Below are 20,481 nucleotides of genomic sequence, written 5' to 3'. Positions count from 1 at the left end.
TACTCGCTTTTTGGTTTTAATGCTCTTTTTCGATCAAAACGGCTTCTAATAAATCCAGATCAACCAACAGCGTTTGTAACGTTTCATTACTGATTTTCTTGGTTGCACGTAAGTGATAAAGCTCACCACGCTCCGCACGTAATGCCGTCAAACGAAAACGTCGTTCAAGGTCTTCAACCAGCAAATTATGATCAATTTCATCTTGCCCTGCCGTACGTCGTCTTAGATAACCTGTCACACGGGAAGCGACTTCACTGATATCTTCTGAATCGAGTTTTTCATCAACGTCAGCAGATAAACGTTCCTGCATCTTATTTAAGCTAACAATCGCCACTTCTGCCATTGCGGCTTTTGCCATTCGAATTTCATTGGCATCGGCTTCTTTGTCTCCCACGGTAAAATTACGCAGCAGAAGCGGTAAAGCGACCACACCTGCAAAAATGGAAAATAAGATAACCCCTGCGGCAATAAATACTAGCTGATAACGCGCTGGGAATGGTGAACCATCGGTTAAAAATAACGGAATAGAAAGCACACCCGCTAAGGTAATCGCACCGCGTACCCCTGCAAAAGAGGCTAGCCAAAGCTCACGTACGGTATAGTTAGCAAATTGCAGTGGTTTTTTCTTTAAGAATAAACGGCTAAACCTTTTCATCAGCCATAGCCAACAGAAACGCAATAGCAGTAGAGCAAAATAGATAATGGCTACTGCCGCAAATAGCATCCAAGTTTCTACGCTTGGGTCGAGATCCGCTTGGATAACAGACGTTTCCCAAATACCGGGCAATTGAAGCCCTAACATGATGAAAACCAACCCGTTAAAGACAAATTCAAGCATAGACCAAACGCTATCAGCGCGTAGTCTCATCGCTAATGGAGCGTTACGGATAACCCCAGACTTTGTGATAGTCATACCGGCCGCAACAGCGGCTAAAATACCTGAAAAACCAATATGTTCCGCTATCATGTATGAAGCAAATGGTAGCAATAACATAAACACAATTTGGGTTGCTGGGTCATCACCGCTCCAACGGCTCATTAGACGTAATGATTTACTGTATAACCAAGTCACGATAATACCCGCGAGTAGCCCACCAATCGCGACCTTGAAAAATTCAATGGTGACGCCAGAGGCACTAAATACCATCGTCCCCATGGCAATTGCTACTGCAAATTTTAATGCTACCAGACCAGAGGCATCATTCATCAATGCCTCCCCTTCTAGCACACTCATCATTCGTTTAGGGATACGCCCCTTTCCGACAATGGATGATAAGGCAACGGCATCGGTTGGTGATAACACCGCCGCTAGAGCAAATGCTGCAATCAATGGAATACCTGGCATCAGCCAGTAAATTAAATAACCAATCCCAATCACTGTAACCAGTACAAGAACCAATACTAAAATAAAAATTTCTCGACCGTTTTGAAAGAATTCGCGTGTTGGCGTTTTCCACCCATCAACAAACAACAAAGGTGGAATTAACAGAACCATAAAAAGTTCTGGGTCAAAGGTGACATGTAGGCCGAATTGAGGCCATGCTAATAGCGCACCAATAGCAATTTGAATGAGAGGAAGAGGAATACGAATAGGAAGAATTTTAGCGGCAACCCCTGAAACAGAGACAGCTAAAATCAAAATAAGAATAGTAAAGAAAATTTCCATGTTGCCCTTACTGAATTAACCTAGCGACTAGAACCTAAAATATTGCCTGCCGCCGCATAGTAAGAGATAGCACCGTCCAGACCATGATTATTAAAACCCAGCCATTCACCAGTGGAAATCATGCACATCCACTTGATTAACCGCCTTCTCTCTATTTTATCCTTAGCCATCCATTTTCGGGGAAAAAATTGAGACTTTACGATTAATTAATACAATAAGTTAAAAAGGTGGCAACATTAGCCACCCTATTGAAATAATATACTTTAGATTGCCAATCCTGAAGCGTAAAACGCCACTAAAAGTACCGCAATAATGACTGTGCCAATATTCAATTTGCGCCATTCACCTGCACAAATACGGCCGATAACCAAAGCAGCAAAGCCCAACATGATACCCGTGACGATATTACAAGTCAGAACAATGAATACCGCACACAATAAACCAGACATTGAATCTACAAAGTCATCGAAATCAAGCTTAGAGACATTACTTAACATTAAAAGCCCAACATACATCAATGCCGGCGCCGTTGCATAGGCAGGCACCAAATAAGAAAGTGGCGATAAAAAGAGAATGAGTAAAAACAGTACGCCGACAACCACTGCGGTTAAGCCTGTACGACCACCAGCAGCGGTACCCGCTGCAGATTCAATATATACAGCAGCAGGAGATGCGCCAATCGCCCCCGCAAAGATACTGCTCACGGAGTCTGCGGTTAACGCTTTACCACCATCAATAATTTGGCCGTCTTTATCCAATAAATTGGCTTGTCCCGCCACCGCGCGAATAGTCCCCGTTGCATCAAAAACAGCGGTCATCACTAATGCAAGTAAGCTTGGCAATACCATTGGCTGTAATGCGCCCATGATATCCATATTGAAAACTAATGAAAGCCCATCATCACCCAATGAAGGCAACTTGAAAAAGCCTTGATATTTAACCGCAGGATCAAAAATTAAACCAATAATTGAAATTGCAATAATAACAAGTAATACGCCACCCGGAACGCGGCGTTTTTCTAAACCAAAAATGACCGCTAACCCAGCTAATGACATTAATACAGGGAAAGATGTAAATTCACCTAGAGCAACAGGCAGGCCTGCATTTGGGTTTTTGATCACTAAACCCACCCCATTAGCAGCTATTAACAGTAAAAATAAGCCGATACCAATACCTGTGCCATGAGCAATACCCATTGGCATATTGCGTAAAATCCAACTACGAATACCTGTCACAGAAATGATGGTGAACAAACACCCCATTAAAAAGACAGCGCCCAATGCCACAGGAATACTAATTTGCTGCCCTAATACCAAACTAAATGCGGTAAATGCAGTCAGTGAAATAGCACAACCAATCGCCATCGGTAGATTGGCCCATAACCCCATCAATAAAGAACCAAAACCAGCCACTAAGCAAGTTGCAATAAAGACCGCTGTTGGTGGGAACCCTGCTTGCCCTAACATGCCAGGTACAACGATGACAGAATAAACCATCGCTAAGAATGTGGTTAATCCTGCAATGATTTCACGGCGAACTGAAGAGCCGCGCGCTGTTATCTTGAAAAATGAATCCAATTTGCAACTGGATGAAGCCTGTTGGCCTGACATGGTATACCTCTGCTGTTTAATGGAAAACGACGACTTTCAAATACTGCTAACGACTAATTTATACGTTGACGTAAACGATTACGTTTTTAAGAAAAAACAAACTGGCTGAGAAAAAATCCCAATAAAAACAGTTGCGCAATCGTTTGGTTTTTAAAATAGAATAAAACGTATCGTGAGGGGAGCAATTATCATTCTAAACAGGGGGAATGATCAAGCATTTTTAGCATTTCTTACCCGTTTGTTCTTTCCCCCGCTCCCAAATATATAGGCTCTTAAGCAATGAACATTATTTTCAAATAATGATTCTTTTTAGTTACATTTATTTTACGTAAAAATAGCTAAATACCTTTCATATAATGTCTGTTTAAAGTGGAAGGTTATTTTTTTGATACAATCCAAGAATATTTGCTTACAAAACCAATAGCTAAAAACTTATTTACTGGTGGTAATATGCGTCTGTTAAAAATGTGGCTAAAAATACATTTCTTATTGTTTTTCATTAAAAAAATATCATTCACTGAGTAAATATATATTTAAGTACATAAGCTCAATTATTATCAACCGCAGTTATAGTTTCAATTTAATCAAGTAAAAAACACATAAAACGTATTAAAATGTCAAATAAGAATGCACCATTAATCATATTACAGCGGAGTATTTTACTGCTTTTTATTAGTTTTCTTGCTCTGTATTTATTACCAGGAATATATAGCCATAGCCCTTGGAAGCAAGATGAAAATTATAGTTTTGGTATTATTCAAACTATGTATGAAACTGGTAAATGGTTAGTTCCCACAAATGCGGGTGAACCATTTATGGAAAAACCTCCGCTTTATTATTGGGTTGCTACGATTACCTCTCATTGGTTATCAAGCTTGATGCCACTTTATGATGCAGCCCGTAGTGCAAGCTTAATTTTTTCGGTTATTAATTTTTCATTTTTTATCCTTTTGGCGCGTCGTTTTTTCCAAGCCACAGACTTCACTGATACTCGGATTTGGGTCGCTTTTGCACTGTATGCCTGTGCTCCCGGTATTATCAGGCATAGCCATGATATGTTTACCGATGTTGCACTAATGGCAGGAACAACTATTGGCTTATATGGGTTATTGGGGCTGATACAACAACAAAAAATGCGCATGTCTGCACTTTGGTTATCTCTTGGGACCATCGTCACCATGTTGTCAAAAGGCGTTTTTATTCCTGGCGTTCTCTGGATTTGCCTTTTTTTATCACCTATTTTTCTTGCTCAATGCCGAACTAAGCAGTTTTGGTTATACAGTTTAACGGCGGGGTTAATCGCGCTTATCGCCATTTTACCTTGGCCTATCCAACTGTATCTTCAGCATCCCGATTTATTTCTTGTGTGGTTTTGGGAAAACAATATCGGCCGCTTCTTTGGTTTTTCGGTTGAAAAATTAGGGGCAAAAGCTAATTTAACTCGCATTCCAGCGGCAGTTTCCTTATTTGCCTTTCCTTCTGGTTTACTGGCTGTCGCTTATTTTCTAAGGCACCCGATTAAACGTTTATTTAATTCAAATGAGTTTCTGCTGGCGCTATTTCCTTTATTAGGTATCATTTTTTTACAGATTTCAGCTTCTGGTCGCGCGCTATATTTACTCCCTTTTGTTGCCCCCATGGCCATATTAGGAACCCTAACACTACTCAGTTTCCCTGAAAAAATTCTTAATGGTATCGCTCGCTTTGCGGCTATTTTATGGTCTGTACTCATTCTGTTTTTATGGGTCTGCTATCTTATCGCCTTGATTGGCCATCAACACGAATGGCTAACCCCATTTAGTCGCTGGCTTCCCATGAGCTACCAAATGCCCTTTTCTTCCATTGCATTTATCAGTGGTCTGTTGATTACATTAGTGTGGTTTTTACGCAATAAAATTATTCCAAACTTTATCTCACCGGCTTTTCACATGATGAAAAATTGGTTATTAGGCCTATGTGCCGCTTGGGGGATAATTTTAACCTTGTTTTTGGGCTGGATAGACTACGCAAAAGGTTTCGAAGGGGTTTTTGTCGATTTAAACCAGCATTTAGCAGGCCAGTTTACAAAAAACGATTGTATGGCTTCTGATAATATTGGCGAATCTGAAGCACCGATGCTCTACTATTACACTGGCGTATTACACCAACGCCAAGACCGCTTTGAAAAACCTGAACAATGCCGCTGGTTAATTGTACTCTCGAAAACAATCAAACCTGCACCGCAAGGCATGGAATTATTCTGGCACAATCATCGGCCAGATGAATTCCGAGAAAACCTTGTTGTGTATAAAGTTATTGAATAATCTATTTGTGGTGCTCTCTAGCTTAAGTAGGGCACCACAAATGCGCTTTATGGGCTGACTTGTTCAACCATTTGAGCGCTATATTTTTCTCGTGTGAACCATAAAAATACTGCCACAGACAGAACCAATAGCACCGGTAAGCCCACTGGTGAGATTGAAGTCGCCACTCCCGCCAATAATGGCCCTGATAAATTACCAATTCCCCATAGCATGGCCGCCGCTGCATTAGCGATGATCAATTCATTCCCTTTGAAATATTGGCCAATTTGTACCAAGGCAATCGTATAAATTGCCCCTGCCGTGGCTCCTAAGATAAATAACAGAACCCAAATCAGATAAGGTTGAGTAATAAGGAAGGGTAATAATAAGCTAGCTGCGAGTGTGATAATACCACAAATTCGGTACAGTTTTTCTCTATTCATATGGTCTGCAAGCCAGCCAAAAGGTAACTGCATAATGGCATCTCCAGCAAGGATGGCGCTAATCATTAATGCAGCAACCGCCTCTGTATGCCCCATTCCCATACCATAAATTGGGAACATCGATAAAATGGTTCCGTCAAAAAAAGCAAAAAATAAAATTCCACCACAAATACCCGGTGCAATTTTTACAAATTGAATAATTGAAAAATTAGATTGCGCGGCATTTTCAGCTAAACGGTCACCAACTTTTTGATCCATTAAAATAAATAGCACTACAGAGATTAAATGGATCAACGTACAAATCAATAAAGGCGATTTATCTTCCACACCATAATAAGCAATAAATGAAGGCCCAAGTAGCTGACTTACTGTGAACACGGTAGTATAGATTGCTAAGATCCGACCCCGCTTATTTTCAGGGGATAATTCATTAATCCACGTTTCTCCCAAGCAAATCATCACGCCACTCGCTAAACCCGTAACTAACCGTAATGGAAATAACAGCCAAAGTGGTAACGTACTCAATAATGGCAATAGGCTAATGGCAGAAACGAGGGTTGCCAATAGCATTGCCTTTCGCTTACCTGACCAACGCACAATACGTTGAACCATAGGGGCAATTAAAAACATACCTAATGCAGGAGCCGCAGAAATAATGCCAATATACAACTCATTGAAACCATAATTATTTAGCCTAAGAGCCACCATTGGAATACTTAGCCCAATAACGATACCAATGACAGCAATACTCATTGTAATGGTAAAAATAGCAAAAGATGGGGAACGTCGAAAATTTTGTAAACGCTGATTATCAGAGCTCATGTTGAAATTAACCCGTTTCTTTTTAGCAAAAGAACAGATTTTAACTCCATAAAATAGATTATTATGAAAAATAAAAAACCGCATCATTACTAGTAAAACTAATAATGTTCGTGGTGATTGTAACACGACTCATATATTCTGCTATTTATCTTTATAAAACTATTTTTAATATTCTAAATACTTAAAGGACGAAAAAATATCGATAAAGCAGCACAATACCTGATAATAAAATTATGGCATTAATAACTTTTAAAAAACTTTCACGTGAAATTTTTAATGTTATATGCCGACCAACCCACGTACCAATTAACATGGCAGGGGAAAATGCTAAAGCAATCAATAAAATATCTAGATTGAGATACACACCCATTACTAAAAATATCACCACTCGAGTCAGCGTGCTAAAGCCAATTAACGTCATTTGAGTGATACGAAAACGCTGTTTATCTTCAATTCGGCTAGATAAATACATGGCATAGATAAAACCACCACTGCCAAATAAAGCACTAAAAACACCGCCCACTAAACTAAATGGGACAACCAACGCTTTTGAAAAAGGTGATTTTGATTTTTTAGAAAAAAAAGCATGTAAGACATAACCGACAACAAATAACCCAAGTAATAATACGAGTATATCGGGACGCGTTTTTAATAAAATCGTAGCACCAACTAAACTCCCGATTATCATTAATGGAATTATCCATTTAATTTCCTGATAATCCGCATTTTTACCATCTTTAAGTAAATTTAAAACTGCAGCGGTTAGATCTATTAATGCAAGGATTGGAACAATCATGTTTAACGGCAAATACATGGCTAATACAGGGGTTGCAATAAGAGCAGAACCAAAACCCGCCATGCCAAAAACCAAATAAGCAAACAACAATGTCGAGAAACAAATCGCCATTTCTGGTGATAACAATTCAAACGGCATGACCTTAACTCCAGAAGTTTTTTAACGTCCTCACTATAGATTTTTTCAAATACAGAAAATAGTTTTATTTTTGTAGGGTTTTAAATTTCAAATCTATATCAAAAAACAAAATAGCCACTTTAAATACAATATACAACTAAGAGTGTATAATTTACTTCTCTGAGTGATACAGAACTAGCACAATAAATTAAAATTCAGGTAAAGACACATTGTGGATAAAAAAATTAATTTAAAAATAGGGCAGAAAATTCGTTTACTTAGGCAAGCAAGGGATCTCTCGCTAAACGAACTATCTCGTTTATCAGGGATTTCGAAAGCCGCTTTATCCAAACTGGAATCTGGTGATTCAAACCCACGCATCGACACATTAGAGTCGATCGCCATTGCTCTACGCTTTCCTCTCAGCGATTTGTTTACGCGGCAACATGAAGCTTATCCCTACTTGCTTAAAGCCACTCCCAGTGAAAAAGAGTATTCACAACAGTTTAAATTTCGCATTAGCATGGGAAATATCTCTGAAATCTGGCAATTAACCATGAAAAGAGGCGCTATCATTAATAGCCCCGCCCATATGAGTGGAACTCACGAGCACATTATGGTGAATTCTGGCTCACTCATGTTGCGGTTGCATAACGACCAAAATATCCTTTTGGAGGCGGGGGATTTCTATGCTTTCAGTGGTGATTTCCCACACAGTTATCTATGCATGGAAGGGGAGCTCCAAGCCACCGTCGTCATGACTTACTCTCATCTTAGTGATAGTGTTTAAATTAAGGCATGTTGTGCATCATAACTAATGCGCAATGTTCCCTTTTTAAATTTCATCGACTTAATTGAAAAATGCTGAATATTATCTAGCGAAGAAACATGCGTTCCACCACAAGGCATTTCTTCAGTTTGGTCGATATAACTGATCCGCAAATCACCCTTTTGCTTTATTGCAACGGACCGCCCACTGCGAATGCTTTGGTTAACAATATCTTCGATATATTGGCTATCAAGTTTATCAAAAGGAGTGACATCCCCTTCCATCATGCTAAATTCCACTCGAGATTCATCAGGAAAATGATGGCCTTTTTGTGCCAGCCAGCCAAAGCGACGTAATTCCCAATTCAGCAAATGACCTGCGGTATGTAGCGCAGCGTAACGCTGACGTTTTTCCTTATCTACCCTTGCAACCACATTATTTTCTTGACTAAAAGTAACGCCTTCAGGAAGGTATCCTACAATTAAACCATTCGGTTGTTTCCTAATACGAACAGCAATATCATTCACCCAAGCTGTATCCATGGGTTGCCCACCACCTTGTGGGTGGAAAATATTGTCTTTTAGAGCCACCCAATGACCTTCATCATCATTCCCTTGTGCCAGTATGGTTGTTTCAATTTCATATTGATAAGTGTTCGATAAATAGATGTTATTTTGCATAAATTTATACCTGTTTATTATTCAATTTACCAAATGCAAACCTGTAATGCGTTCAAAAAATCATTATTCAGTAACTGAATTTATACCACTTTCGTTCGGTTTAGGAAACCCTAATTATCGCTATGATTAAACATAAAAGAAAATAGCCCATACTGTTGGTATGGGCTACTAGGTCATAAAATTTACCTCAGAATTACTGCAAATAATTTTGCATTGTTTCGAAAAGACGCAAATCATCACTAAAGCGTACTTCCCGAACATCTTCTAATTTTTCAACTTGGTTAATCATTTGCGGCAAACGCTCATCTTTTTGTACTAATAGCCATATACGGCTTTCATCTTTATCTTTAATCGGCATACATAGAATGCCATCAACATTAAATGCTCTACGCGCAAATAAACCACAAATATGTGACATTACACCTGGGTGATTACGAACAATTAGCTCTAAAGCAATCGGATGATGTTCAAATACCATAATTACGCTCCAATCATATCAATGTTAGCTGCACCCGGTGGAACCATTGGATATACCTTCTGATTCACATCAATCAAGGCATGGATCAAACATGGACCTTTGGTATTCATTATCGCTTCTAATGCCATTTCTGGGTCTGCTTCATTATTTAAATCGCAAGTTTGCAAACCAAACCCTGCAGCAATCTTAATAAAATCGGTTTGATACGGATAAGCTGCAGCAAATATGCGATTTTCAAAAAATAAATCTTGTTGTTGATGTACCATCCCTAATGCTTGGTTATTCATTAAGATAATTTTGATATTCAGTTGGTGCTCCGCTGCGGTGGCCAATTCCTGAATATTCATCATCAAACTGCCATCACCGGAAAAACACACAATGGTTTTTTCGGGTTTTGCCAACGCTGCACCAATGGCAGCAGGCAGCCCAAAGCCCATGGTACCTAACCCACCTGATGTCAGCCATTGACGTGGTCGAGACAAGGGGTATGCTTGAGCCGCCCACATTTGGTGTTGCCCAACATCCGTTGTCACAATCGCATCTTCACCAGCCGCACGTGCCGTAGACAGAACCAAGCCATAATGGTTCAGCGGGTTATCAGCCTCGCTAAAATTCAATGGATATTGCTCTTTTAATTGATTCACTTTCGCCATCCAATCTGTGCGTTCATTGCGTTCTACTAAAGGCAATAATAATTCCAATATTTGCCCTGCATCTGCATGAATAGCGATATCTGGACGCTTAATTTTGCTGATTTCTGCTTTATCAATATCCACATGGATAATTTTTGCGTTAGGGCAAAATTTCTCTGCTTTACCTATCGCTCTATCATCAAACCGTGCACCAATCACAATCAATAGATCCGATTCTTCCATGATCATATTAGTACTTGCGGCAGCGTGCATACCCAACATTCCTAAATATAATGGATGGCGCATTGGAATAGTGCCAAGTGCCATTAATGTCATGGTTGTCGGTAATGAAGCCTTTTCCGCAAAAGCGATCGCTGTTTCTGTCGAATCAGAACTAATTACCCCACCACCAAAATACAGTACTGGACGTTTCGCCTTATTAATCATTTCAGCCGCTTGCAGAACTTTTTCCACATCAAATGCAGGTGCTTTATCTTTCGGTAATACTTCTGGTATTTCAGTTAGTTCAATTGTGGCAGTTTGCACATCTTTTGGAATATCAATCCAAACAGGCCCAGGGCGGCCTGACTCTGCAATACGAAAAGCATCACAAATCACTTGTGGCAATTCATTGATATTACGAACCAAATAATTATGTTTGGTGACTGGAATCGAAATACCATAGGTATCAACCTCTTGGAAAGCATCTGTGCCAATCATTGACGAAGAAACTTGAGCCGTAATACAAACCAGCGGGATAGAATCCAGTTTTGCATCAGCGATAGCGGTCACTAAGTTTGTTGCCCCAGGACCACTTGAAGAGATACAAACCGCGGCTTTCCCCGTGGTACGTGCAATTCCCTGAGCAATAAAACCTGCACCTTGCTCATGGCGAGCCAATATATGGCGGATTTTCTGGCTTTGACCTAATGCGTCATAAAAGGGTAAAGCCGCTCCACCTGGAATGCCAGAAACGATGGTAATACCGTGTTTTTCCAGTAAATATACAATTAATTCTGCGCCCGTAAAGCGGGTTTTATGTGGTGTTGTGGTGCCCGATTCGCTCATCATAATTATCCTTTGCTAGCCTGCGGATCCGAGCGAGAGGTGATAAAAAACCCCGCTCGGTTTGCGCCGGCGGGGTTTCTAAATCTGCGTTGATTTGTACCCGTTACGGCGCTAAGCCCACGACCACCACCACACGCACGACCACCGCGGCACGTGGCGCGGTTAGTAGTAGGTTTAAGTGATTAGTCATCATGTTCACGGGTTCTTCCTGTTTAGTCTGTCTAATTTATTGATTATTGTTTTTCAGTTTCTTTTATTAAAAGAACATAAATTTCCCAGCATGACAATCATTTTTTCTTGTTTTATCCCAAAGGAATAGTAATTGCGACACTCATCACATCTCGCACCAGCAGCGACATTATCCATTAAAATAAAAAAATATAGCATTAATCACTACTTAAAATACCATCGCAGACCTTGACTTAAAGTCAACTTTAAGTTGTATCCTTTGCTGCATTCAGAGGGATTATTCCCTCAATGTAAGAAATATAACCAATTGATTTTTAATTAATAGACAGAGGGATATATGCCAAAATCCGTTTGGTGGTTAACTATCACACTTGCATTATTTATCACAGGAAATGCGATTGTCCTTTCTGTAGCAGTAGTTATTGGCGAAAAATTGGCTACCAACCCAACTTATGCAACTATTCCACTGGTAAGTCAGTACGTTGGCTTAATCTTAGCAACTATTCCGATCGCATTTTTAATGCAAAAATATTCGAGAAGAGTGGGTTTTATTATTGGTAACATCGGTGGGTTAATCGGCGTAGGCTTCTCTATTCTTGGTGTGATAGAAAGTCATTTAGTGTATTTTTCCATCGGGTTGTTTTTCACTGGAATTGCTATTGGTACTGCACAACAATTCCGTTTTGCCGCACTTGAAGAAGCACCTATTTCTTTACGAGCAAAAGCTATTGGCCTTGTTATGAGCGGAGGCATTGCTGCGGCCTTAATCGGACCAACATTAGCCATTACCACCCAGCGCTTTTTTACAGAATACCCGTTTGCAGGGCCGTTCATCACGTTAGCCGCCATTTATGTGATCGCATTTATTCTATTACTCGTTGTGCCTTTAAAGAAAATAGTGAAAACGCCATCGGATGAAGTGTTAGTCAAACGCAACTACAGTGCATTGTATTCACAACCTATTTTAAAATTAATCGCTATTGTCAGTGCCGCTGGGTATGCCATTGTAGTTTTTACTTTTGCCTCGATACCGTTATCTATGAAACAACATGACTTCGCCTTTTCCTCTATTGCGATTGTATTTCAATTCCATGTATTAGGTATGTTTGCACCGTCATTCTTCACTGGAACATTAATTCATCTTTTAGGGGCAAAACGCATTATTTTCTGCGGTATCGTACTGTTAATTTTATCAGCAACGATGAACCTGCTAGGTAACCATTTTTACAATTATTTGTTGGCGGGTATATTTGTGGGTGTTGCTTGGAATTTGCTTTTAATCAGTACCACCAACCTACTACCCCATACATATAAAATGCATGAGCGAGCTAAAGTACAAGGCATGACTGATTTTCTTATCTATTTTTTCGGTGGAATAGGCAGTTTAGGAGCAGGCGTTCTTTTCTTCACTCTCGGATGGCAAGCGATGAATATTCTATCTGTAATCATTTCCGCTACAATTTTAATGAGTTTTTGGAAGCTAAAAAAATATATCCCCAAACACCAATGAAAAGTGATATCACTGTACGATGGTTTTATATTCAGAGAGCGTAATAATTTCATCTATTGTTAATCGATATGATGAATATATCTCCTTAAGATAAACTCTACTGGCTATAAACTAATTAAAAATCGGTATTTTGTCTGTTTTGCCAATTAACAAACTGAATTCAACTTTGTTTACTATTTATTTATTGGCTATTGACTGAATGAGGGATAAGATTAAAAAGTAACTAATAGGAAGATATTATGTATAAAGAAATCCCTGTTCCCTATAATGGGAAGTACACAGAATTTCAATCTACAGTTGTTAATGAAATATTAGTTTGGATTGAAATGAACTTAACCAGTCGTCTATTACTTGATGATATTGCACTAAAATCAGGATATACAAAATGGCATTTACAAAGAGTATTTAGAAAAGTTGTTGGTATGCCTTTAGGTGAATATATTCGCCGAAGAAGGATCTGTGAAGCTGCTAAAGACCTATGCTCCACTGAACTTCAGGTTATTGATATTGCATTAAAATACCAATTTGACTCCCAGCAATCTTTTGCAAAGCGATTTAGAGCTTATTTAGGTACGTCACCGTCAATCTACCGCCTGTCCGGTGAAAGCCAAAATGACCCATTACTACTGGAACCTAAAGTAGCTTGATACGCTAATATGAAAATAAAATTTATATTTCTTTTTTTTATAACACTACCAATACAAAGCCCCATGTAATTTAATTGCTGGGGATTTTTTATTTATTTAAGAAATTCTTAATTTAGAATTAATAAACTCTTAATGTTTCGGTTCTGTATTTGTTTTATCATTCCAATAAAAAACAATATTTTCTAGATATATATTATTAGCATTTATATTTATTAAAAAATAAAGACTTCACAAGGAAGCCTTTATTTTATTTATACATTCTAATCAGTAAGAATTAGAACGGAATATCGTCATCAAAATCCATTGGTGGTTCATTGGTTTGTGGTGCAGGTGCTGATGGGCGTGCGGCTGGCGCTCCACCACCACTGAATTGTTGTGCCGCTTGAGGCTGCTGTGGTTGGCCCCAACCACCTTGACCGCCTTGACCTTGTGATGGTGCATCACCACCACGGCCACCTAACATTTGCATTGAGCCACCGATATTCACAACAACTTCTGTCGTATAACGATCTTGACCACTTTGATCTTGCCATTTACGTGTTTGCAGAGAACCTTCGATATAGACTTGTGAACCTTTTTTTAGGTATTCACCTGCTACTTCAGCAAGTTTGCCGAAAATAACGACTCGGTGCCATTCGGTTTTTTCACGCATCTCACCGGTTTGCTTGTCACGCCAACTTTCAGAAGTTGCCAGAGTCAGGTTTGCCACAGCTCCGCCGTTAGGCATATAACGGATTTCTGGATCTTGTCCTAGGTTACCGATAAGAATTACTTTGTTTACGCCTCTGCTGGCCATTTATTACTCCTGATGCATTGAATTTTAATCTCTGGATTAGCCGTGAAGTTTACCACGACAGAGCTGATTTGCACCAATATTTGAAATTGAGCTTGTTAATTTGCGAAACGCTTTCCAGCTTTTAGTGAAATTTCATAGTGCTTTTGTCAGTATAGACACAAAATAATGCACACCGCATCTATCTTTTCCTTTTCGATAAATTCAGATCGCTGTTTTTCTGTTTTTCTGTTTTTCTGTTTTTCTGTTTTTCTGTTTTTCTGTTTCACCATTAAAATCTTACTCTAAATAATTCAAGTTGTGGCTAGGCGGCAAGCGAAGGTATCGCGGGGAGCATACAAAAGTATGTGACCTGCGTAGCTGAGAGAAGCCAACAACGCCACGGTTTGAAATATGACGAATAGGAAATACTGTATATCCATTCAGCCATAAATATGTGATAATAGTCTCTTGCGATTGTTCAATATCAAATCATCCGGGAAGTGGTAAATGGATAATATCGAAGTCCGCGGCGCACGTACGCATAATCTGAAAAACATCAATCTCGTCATCCCTCGCGACAAACTCATTGTTATTACTGGGTTATCTGGTTCAGGGAAATCATCTTTAGCTTTTGATACCCTGTATGCAGAGGGTCAGCGCCGTTATGTTGAATCTTTATCTGCTTATGCCCGCCAGTTTCTTTCTTTAATGGAAAAACCGGATGTCGATCATATTGAAGGGTTATCCCCTGCTATTTCGATTGAACAAAAATCCACTTCACATAACCCTCGTTCGACGGTCGGAACCATCACAGAAATTCATGACTATCTGCGATTATTATTTGCCCGTGTTGGTGAACCTCGCTGCCCTGATCACGACATACCGCTTGCAGCTCAAACTGTTAGCCAGATGGTCGATAATGTTTTGGCTCAACCCACCGATCGCCGAATGATGCTACTTGCTCCTGTCGTTAAAGAACGTAAAGGGGAGCATGTTAAGCTACTCGATAACTTGGCCAGCCAAGGCTATATCCGCGCCCGAATTGATGGGGAAGTTTGCGATCTCTCCGATCCACCAAAGCTCGAATTACAGAAAAAACATACGATTGAAGTCATTGTTGACCGTTTCAAAATTCGTGATGATATTGCTCAGCGTTTAGCCGAATCTTTTGAAACCGCGCTAGAACTATCTGGTGGTACTGCAATTGTCGCTGATATGGATGACGCAAACGCAGAAGAACTGGTTTTTTCTGCGAATTTTGCCTGCTCCGTTTGCGGCTACAGTATGGTAGAACTTGAACCTCGCCTATTTTCTTTTAACAACCCTGCTGGGGCCTGCCCAAGCTGTGATGGCTTAGGTGTTCAGCAGTTTTTTGATCCCGAAAGAGTCATCCAAAATACCGAAATCTCACTTGCCGGTGGCGCAATTCGCGGTTGGGATCGCCGTAACTTTTACTATTTCCAAATGCTAATGTCATTAGCTGAGCATTATAAATTTGATGTGGAAGCGCCTTACGACACCCTGAGCCCAGCTATCCAAAAAATTATTTTATATGGTTCAGGCAAAGAAACGATTGAGTTTAAATACCGTAATGACCGTGGCGATATCACTGTACGCCGACACCCTTTTGAAGGCGTACTCAATAATATGGAGCGCCGCTATAAAGAAACGGAATCAACAGCTGTCCGTGAAGAGTTAGCGAAATATATCAGTAACCGTCCATGTGTCTCTTGCCATGGAACGCGCTTACGTAAAGAAGCGCGCTTTGTCTTTGTTGAAAATACAACGTTGCCGGAAATCGCAGATTACAGCATTGGCCACGCAATGGAATTTTTTCAAAACCTAAAACTCACTGGTCAGCGTGCTCAAATCGCAGAAAAAGTCTTAAAAGAAATTGGCGATCGCCTGAAGTTTCTCGTCAATGTTGGGCTTAATTATCTGACTCTTTCACGTTCTGCCGACACCTTGTCCGGTGGTGAAGCACAACGCATTCGTTTAGCAAGCCAAATTGGTGCAGGTTTAGTGGGTGTGATGTATGTCCTTGATGAACCTTCAATTGGCTTACACCAACGTGATAATGACCGCTTACTTGAAACCTTGATCCACCTACGCGATCTAGGAAATACCGTGATCGTGGTTGAACATGACGAAGACGCGATCCGCGCCGCAGACCATGTGATTGATATCGGCCCTGGTGCTGGGGTGCATGGCGGGCAAATTGTTGCCCAAGGAACATTGGAAGATATTGTCGCAAACCCAGATTCACTCACAGGTAAATTTTTAAGTGGTGAGCGCAGAATTGACATCCCGCAAAAACGCGTTCCAATTAATAAAGATAAAATGCTGACTGTGTTCGGGGCAAAAGGCAACAACCTGAAAAATGTGACATTAAAAATCCCAGTCGGGTTATTTACCTGTATTACTGGTGTATCTGGCTCGGGTAAATCAACACTGATAAACGATACCCTATTCCCTATTGCTCAACGTCAATTAAATGGCGCAACCACCATCACGCCAGCCCCTTATTTGGATGTAGAGGGCTTAGAGCACTTTGATAAAGTGATTGATATTGACCAAAGCCCAATAGGCCGGACACCACGCTCGAACCCTGCCACCTATACTGGTGTATTTACACCTGTGCGTGAGCTATTTGCTGGTGTACCTGAATCTCGGACTCGAGGTTATAACCCAGGACGTTTTAGCTTTAACGTAAAAGGTGGCCGTTGTGAGGCTTGCCAAGGTGATGGGGTCATCAAGGTTGAAATGCACTTCTTACCTGATGTGTATGTCCCTTGTGACCAATGTAAAGGTAAACGCTATAACCGAGAAACATTAGAGATTAAATATAAAGGTAAAAATATCCATGAAGTTTTGGATATGACTATCGAAGAGTCTCGTGAATTCTTTGATGCCGTACCTGCACTTGCCCGCAAGCTACAAACTTTGATGGACGTTGGTTTATCCTACATACGTCTCGGCCAATCAGCGACAACACTCTCAGGTGGTGAAGCACAGCGTGTGAAATTAGCCAAAGAGCTGTCTAAACGCGGAACAGGGCAAACTATCTATATTTTGGATGAGCCAACAACAGGCCTGCATTTCGCTGATATCCAACAACTTTTAGTCGTTTTACATCAGCTTCGTGACCAAGGAAATACCATTGTGGTGATTGAACACAACCTTGATGTCATTAAGACAGCGGACTGGATTGTCGATTTAGGCCCAGAAGGTGGTAGTGGTGGCGGTGAAATTTTAATTGCTGGTACACCAGAAGAAGTGGCTGAGTGTGAAAAATCGCACACTGCAAGGTTCTTGAAAACGATTTTAGAACGCGGCTATTAAGTCGAAAGGCCATTAAAAATAAGTAGAAAGACCATCAGGGAGCATTTTGCTCCCTGATAATTATTACGATAGCTAAAAATTATTGGCTAACGGCGGCAAATGCTTCCACAATACGTTTAACATTATGACGATTAACACCTGCCATACAAACGCGGCCAGTTCCAACCAAGTAAACCGCAAACTCGTCTTTCAGGCGAGCCACTTGCTCTTTAGAAAAACCCGTGTAGCTGAACATACCGCGTTGCTTTAATAAGTGGTCGAAATTTTGGTTTGGTAGTGCCTTTTTCAGCTCATTAACCAGTACCGTACGCATGTCTAAAATACGTAAACGCATCTCTTCCACTTCCGCTAACCATTTAGCTTTTTCAGCGCTATTGGTTAATACCGCAGCAACAATTTTTGCGCCATTAGATGGTGGGCTAGAATATAAACGGCGAACACCCGCTTTTAGCTGACCTAACACACGGTCACGTTCATCTTGGTTTTCACAGATCACCGACAGGCCACCCGCACGTTCACCGTAGATACCAAAAATTTTAGAAAATGAATTACTGACAAACACGGGTAAGCCAGCTTTAACCATCGCTCGGATAGCATAAGCATCTTCATTAATGCCTTCTGCAAAACCTTGATAAGCAATATCTAAAAATGGGATCAATTTGCGTTCTAATGCTACCTTAGTGACTTCATCCCATTGTGCAGGAGTCAGGTCGGAGCCTGTTGGGTTATGACAGCACGGGTGCATTAGGATGATGCTATTAGCAGGCAATTGTTTGAATGTCGCTAGCATCTCATCAAATTTAACGCCTTTGGTTTTTTCATCAAAGTACGGGTAGTAATGCACTTTTGTTCCCGCACCTGAAAAAATAGAGGCATGGTTTTCCCAAGTTGGGTCACTGCACCACACTTCTGAGTCGGGATAATATTGATGTAAAAAATCAGCACCAATTTTTAACGCACCAGAACCACCAATCGTTTGGACAGTAGCGATACGTTCCTGTGCAATTAGCGGGCAATCCTCACCAAATACTAATTTTTGTAATTCAGTACGGTAATCTTTCAAACCTTCCATAGGCAAATACAGTGATGCGCTTGCTGGCAGTTTATTTAACGCCGCTTTTGCCGTACCGACTGTCGCCAGTTCAGGGGTTTTCCCGTCACCATCATAGTAAAGACCGATACTCAAATTAATTTTATTTTCACGAGTGTCTTTATTAAATTCATCCATTAACGACAGAATTGGGTCGCCCGGATAAGCATCAACATGTTCGAACACAGGACATCTCCTAATCATTATTTTACGCTAAATAAACCAAGCGATGATTTGCCATATTTAGCGCCATTTTTACGTTGTTATCTGAAAATAACCCTTTGCTGGCTATTCGTCTACATATTCCATTGCAACTCTAGAGGTTAACTTCGTCAGTAACTCATAGTTGATAATGCCTGTTTGTGTGGCAATTTCTTCAACCGGTAGTTGATTTCCCCACAAAATAACGTCATCCCCCACTTTATCATCGGCATTTAGTCCCAAATCCACCACTGTCATATCCATGGAAATTCGCCCAACAATAGGCACTTTTCGCCCATTAATTAACACCGGTGTGCCTGAAGGTACGTTACGTGGATAACCATCTCCATAGCCGATGGCAACAACACCAAGCAGCGTATCTTTATCACTGCACCATGTTTCACCATAACCTACACATTGTCCTGCCGCATGTTCCCTAACCGCAATTAATGTTGATTTTAGTGTCATCACAGGAAGCAAACCGAAGTCTTCTGCACTTTTCCCTTCTTGTGGCGAAGCGCCATACATCATGATCCCTGGACGAACCCAGTCATAGTGAGCTTCTGGCCAAAGTAAAATTCCTGCGGAGGCGGCAATGGATTTCTCACCCTCTTTGCCGTCAATAAACTGTTTAAAGCAGGCAATTTGTTTTTCAGTTGTCGGTAAATGGGGGGCATCCGCTTGGCAAAAATGACTAACAATATTGATAGGGAGCTGAACTTGCTGGCAGCGTTGTAAACGTTGATAAAAGCCTTCGGCATCTTTAGGAAGTATGCCAAGGCGGTGCATACCTGTATCCAGTTTCATCCAAACTTTAAGAGGATAGGGTAATTTGGTGGCTTCTAGCATTTCAAGCTGTTCTATACAGTGGATCACGGTGTCAATCTGGTGTTCTGCCATTAACAACAAGTCAGATTGTTCAAAAAAACCCTCCAGTAAAACAATCGGTTTTATCACACCGTGCTGCCGTAATAGTAGCGCCTCATTGAGTCTTGCCACACCAAAGCCATCCACCAGCTCTTCTACTGCCTGACCAACCCCTACTAACCCATGACCATAAGCGTTTGCTTTGACAACTGCAATCATCTGGCTATTTGGTGCAATTTCTTTCACCCGTTGCAAGTTGTGTCGCAGAGCGCGGCGGTTTATCAATGCGGTTGCCGCTTTCATTGTTTCCTCGTTCTTTTTCTCTAAACCCGCTAAAAATTAAGCTGCCCTTTGGCAGCCCAATATATTCTCTATTTGTTATACGCTAAAAAATATCAATTTCCATTCGATCTTGTTTCTGTATAAAGAAAAAATTATTCAAACTAGTTTAACTTTAATACTCTAAATAGTTTGCATTGTCGCTAGGCGGCGATTGA

At 40.5% G+C, this 20,481-nt stretch carries 16 protein-coding genes; 5 read left to right on the top strand and 11 right to left on the bottom strand.

The genetic code is table 11. From position 1 onward, the window contains the following. Window positions 1-16: 16 nt before the first annotated feature. Together P3L37_RS02380 and P3L37_RS02375 are read right to left on the bottom strand one after the other, a co-directional pair. Complete coding sequence (locus P3L37_RS02380) at window positions 17-1,666, bottom strand: Na+/H+ antiporter (protein WP_004914931.1); 1,650 nt, start codon at window positions 1,664-1,666, stop codon at window positions 17-19. Between the two features lie 263 nt (window positions 1,667-1,929). Then, on the bottom strand, window positions 1,930-3,276 hold the full coding sequence (locus P3L37_RS02375; protein WP_004914933.1) for an NCS2 family permease: 1,347 nt from the start codon (window positions 3,274-3,276) through the stop codon (window positions 1,930-1,932). Between the two features lie 614 nt (window positions 3,277-3,890). On the opposite strand from P3L37_RS02375, the gene P3L37_RS02370 reads away from it, so the two are divergent. Next, window positions 3,891-5,579, top strand: coding sequence for a hypothetical protein (locus tag P3L37_RS02370; RefSeq protein ID WP_109912581.1), 1,689 nt, complete (start codon window positions 3,891-3,893; stop codon window positions 5,577-5,579). A gap of 47 nt (window positions 5,580-5,626) precedes the next feature. On the opposite strand, the gene P3L37_RS02365 is transcribed toward P3L37_RS02370, so the two are convergent. Together P3L37_RS02365 and P3L37_RS02360 are read right to left on the bottom strand one after the other, a co-directional pair. Then, window positions 5,627-6,910 carry an MFS transporter gene (locus tag P3L37_RS02365; RefSeq protein ID WP_109912624.1) on the bottom strand — a complete coding sequence of 428 codons (1,284 nt, stop codon included), beginning with the start codon at window positions 6,908-6,910 and terminating at the stop codon, window positions 5,627-5,629. A gap of 94 nt (window positions 6,911-7,004) precedes the next feature. Next, window positions 7,005-7,757 carry a sulfite exporter TauE/SafE family protein gene (locus P3L37_RS02360; protein WP_109912582.1) on the bottom strand — a complete coding sequence of 251 codons (753 nt, stop codon included), beginning with the start codon at window positions 7,755-7,757 and terminating at the stop codon, window positions 7,005-7,007. A gap of 211 nt (window positions 7,758-7,968) precedes the next feature. Between P3L37_RS02360 and P3L37_RS02355 the strand changes: the two genes are divergently transcribed. Beyond that, complete coding sequence (locus P3L37_RS02355) at window positions 7,969-8,526, top strand: helix-turn-helix domain-containing protein (RefSeq protein WP_109912583.1); 558 nt, start codon at window positions 7,969-7,971, stop codon at window positions 8,524-8,526. On the opposite strand, the gene P3L37_RS02350 is transcribed toward P3L37_RS02355, so the two are convergent. The 4 genes from P3L37_RS02350 to ivbL form a co-directional block, all read right to left on the bottom strand. Further along, entirely contained in the window at window positions 8,523-9,185 is a 663-nt protein-coding gene (locus P3L37_RS02350) for a hypothetical protein (protein ID WP_109912584.1), read from the bottom strand. The genes P3L37_RS02355 and P3L37_RS02350 overlap by 4 nt on opposite strands. 193 nt (window positions 9,186-9,378) lie before the next feature. Continuing rightward, window positions 9,379-9,663, bottom strand: coding sequence for an acetolactate synthase small subunit (gene ilvN / locus P3L37_RS02345; RefSeq protein WP_004914949.1), 285 nt, complete (start codon window positions 9,661-9,663; stop codon window positions 9,379-9,381). Between the two features lie 2 nt (window positions 9,664-9,665). After that, the gene (gene ilvB / locus P3L37_RS02340) at window positions 9,666-11,363 is read right to left on the bottom strand and encodes an acetolactate synthase large subunit (RefSeq protein ID WP_109912585.1); all 1,698 of its coding nucleotides are present in this window, start codon (window positions 11,361-11,363) and stop codon (window positions 9,666-9,668) included. Window positions 11,364-11,466: 103 nt separating this feature from the next. Next, window positions 11,467-11,556 carry an ilvB operon leader peptide IvbL gene (gene ivbL, locus P3L37_RS02335; protein WP_196719222.1) on the bottom strand — a complete coding sequence of 30 codons (90 nt, stop codon included), beginning with the start codon at window positions 11,554-11,556 and terminating at the stop codon, window positions 11,467-11,469. A gap of 333 nt (window positions 11,557-11,889) precedes the next feature. On the opposite strand from ivbL, the gene P3L37_RS02330 reads away from it, so the two are divergent. Next, window positions 11,890-13,062, top strand: coding sequence for an MFS transporter (locus tag P3L37_RS02330; RefSeq protein WP_272538066.1), 1,173 nt, complete (start codon window positions 11,890-11,892; stop codon window positions 13,060-13,062). Window positions 13,063-13,301: 239 nt separating this feature from the next. After that, window positions 13,302-13,709: a helix-turn-helix domain-containing protein gene (locus P3L37_RS02325; protein WP_117163030.1), complete on the top strand. Its 408-nt coding sequence runs from the start codon at window positions 13,302-13,304 to the stop codon at window positions 13,707-13,709. Between the two features lie 274 nt (window positions 13,710-13,983). Here P3L37_RS02325 and P3L37_RS02320 read toward each other — a convergent pair whose 3' ends face one another. Further along, complete coding sequence (locus tag P3L37_RS02320; protein ID WP_109912589.1) at window positions 13,984-14,505, bottom strand: single-stranded DNA-binding protein; 522 nt, start codon at window positions 14,503-14,505, stop codon at window positions 13,984-13,986. Window positions 14,506-14,991: 486 nt separating this feature from the next. Here P3L37_RS02320 and uvrA point away from each other — a divergent pair, with 486 nt between their 5' ends. Continuing rightward, the gene (gene uvrA, locus P3L37_RS02315) at window positions 14,992-17,826 is read left to right on the top strand and encodes an excinuclease ABC subunit UvrA (protein ID WP_109912590.1); all 2,835 of its coding nucleotides are present in this window, start codon (window positions 14,992-14,994) and stop codon (window positions 17,824-17,826) included. A gap of 79 nt (window positions 17,827-17,905) precedes the next feature. Here the strand turns inward: uvrA and P3L37_RS02310 are convergent, their stop codons facing one another. Together P3L37_RS02310 and alr are read right to left on the bottom strand one after the other, a co-directional pair. Then, window positions 17,906-19,102 (bottom strand): aromatic amino acid transaminase, encoded by a 1,197-nt coding sequence (locus P3L37_RS02310; RefSeq protein ID WP_109912591.1) that lies wholly within the window; start codon window positions 19,100-19,102, stop codon window positions 17,906-17,908. Between the two features lie 102 nt (window positions 19,103-19,204). Beyond that, window positions 19,205-20,287 (bottom strand): alanine racemase, encoded by a 1,083-nt coding sequence (gene alr / locus P3L37_RS02305; protein ID WP_004260901.1) that lies wholly within the window; start codon window positions 20,285-20,287, stop codon window positions 19,205-19,207. Between the last annotated feature and the right edge of the window lie 194 nt (window positions 20,288-20,481).

This window comes from Providencia sp. PROV114 (assembly GCF_032704305.1).
GTDB lineage: Bacteria > Pseudomonadota > Gammaproteobacteria > Enterobacterales > Enterobacteriaceae > Providencia > Providencia rettgeri.
This window is presented reverse-complemented; position numbering and strand designations above follow the sequence as displayed.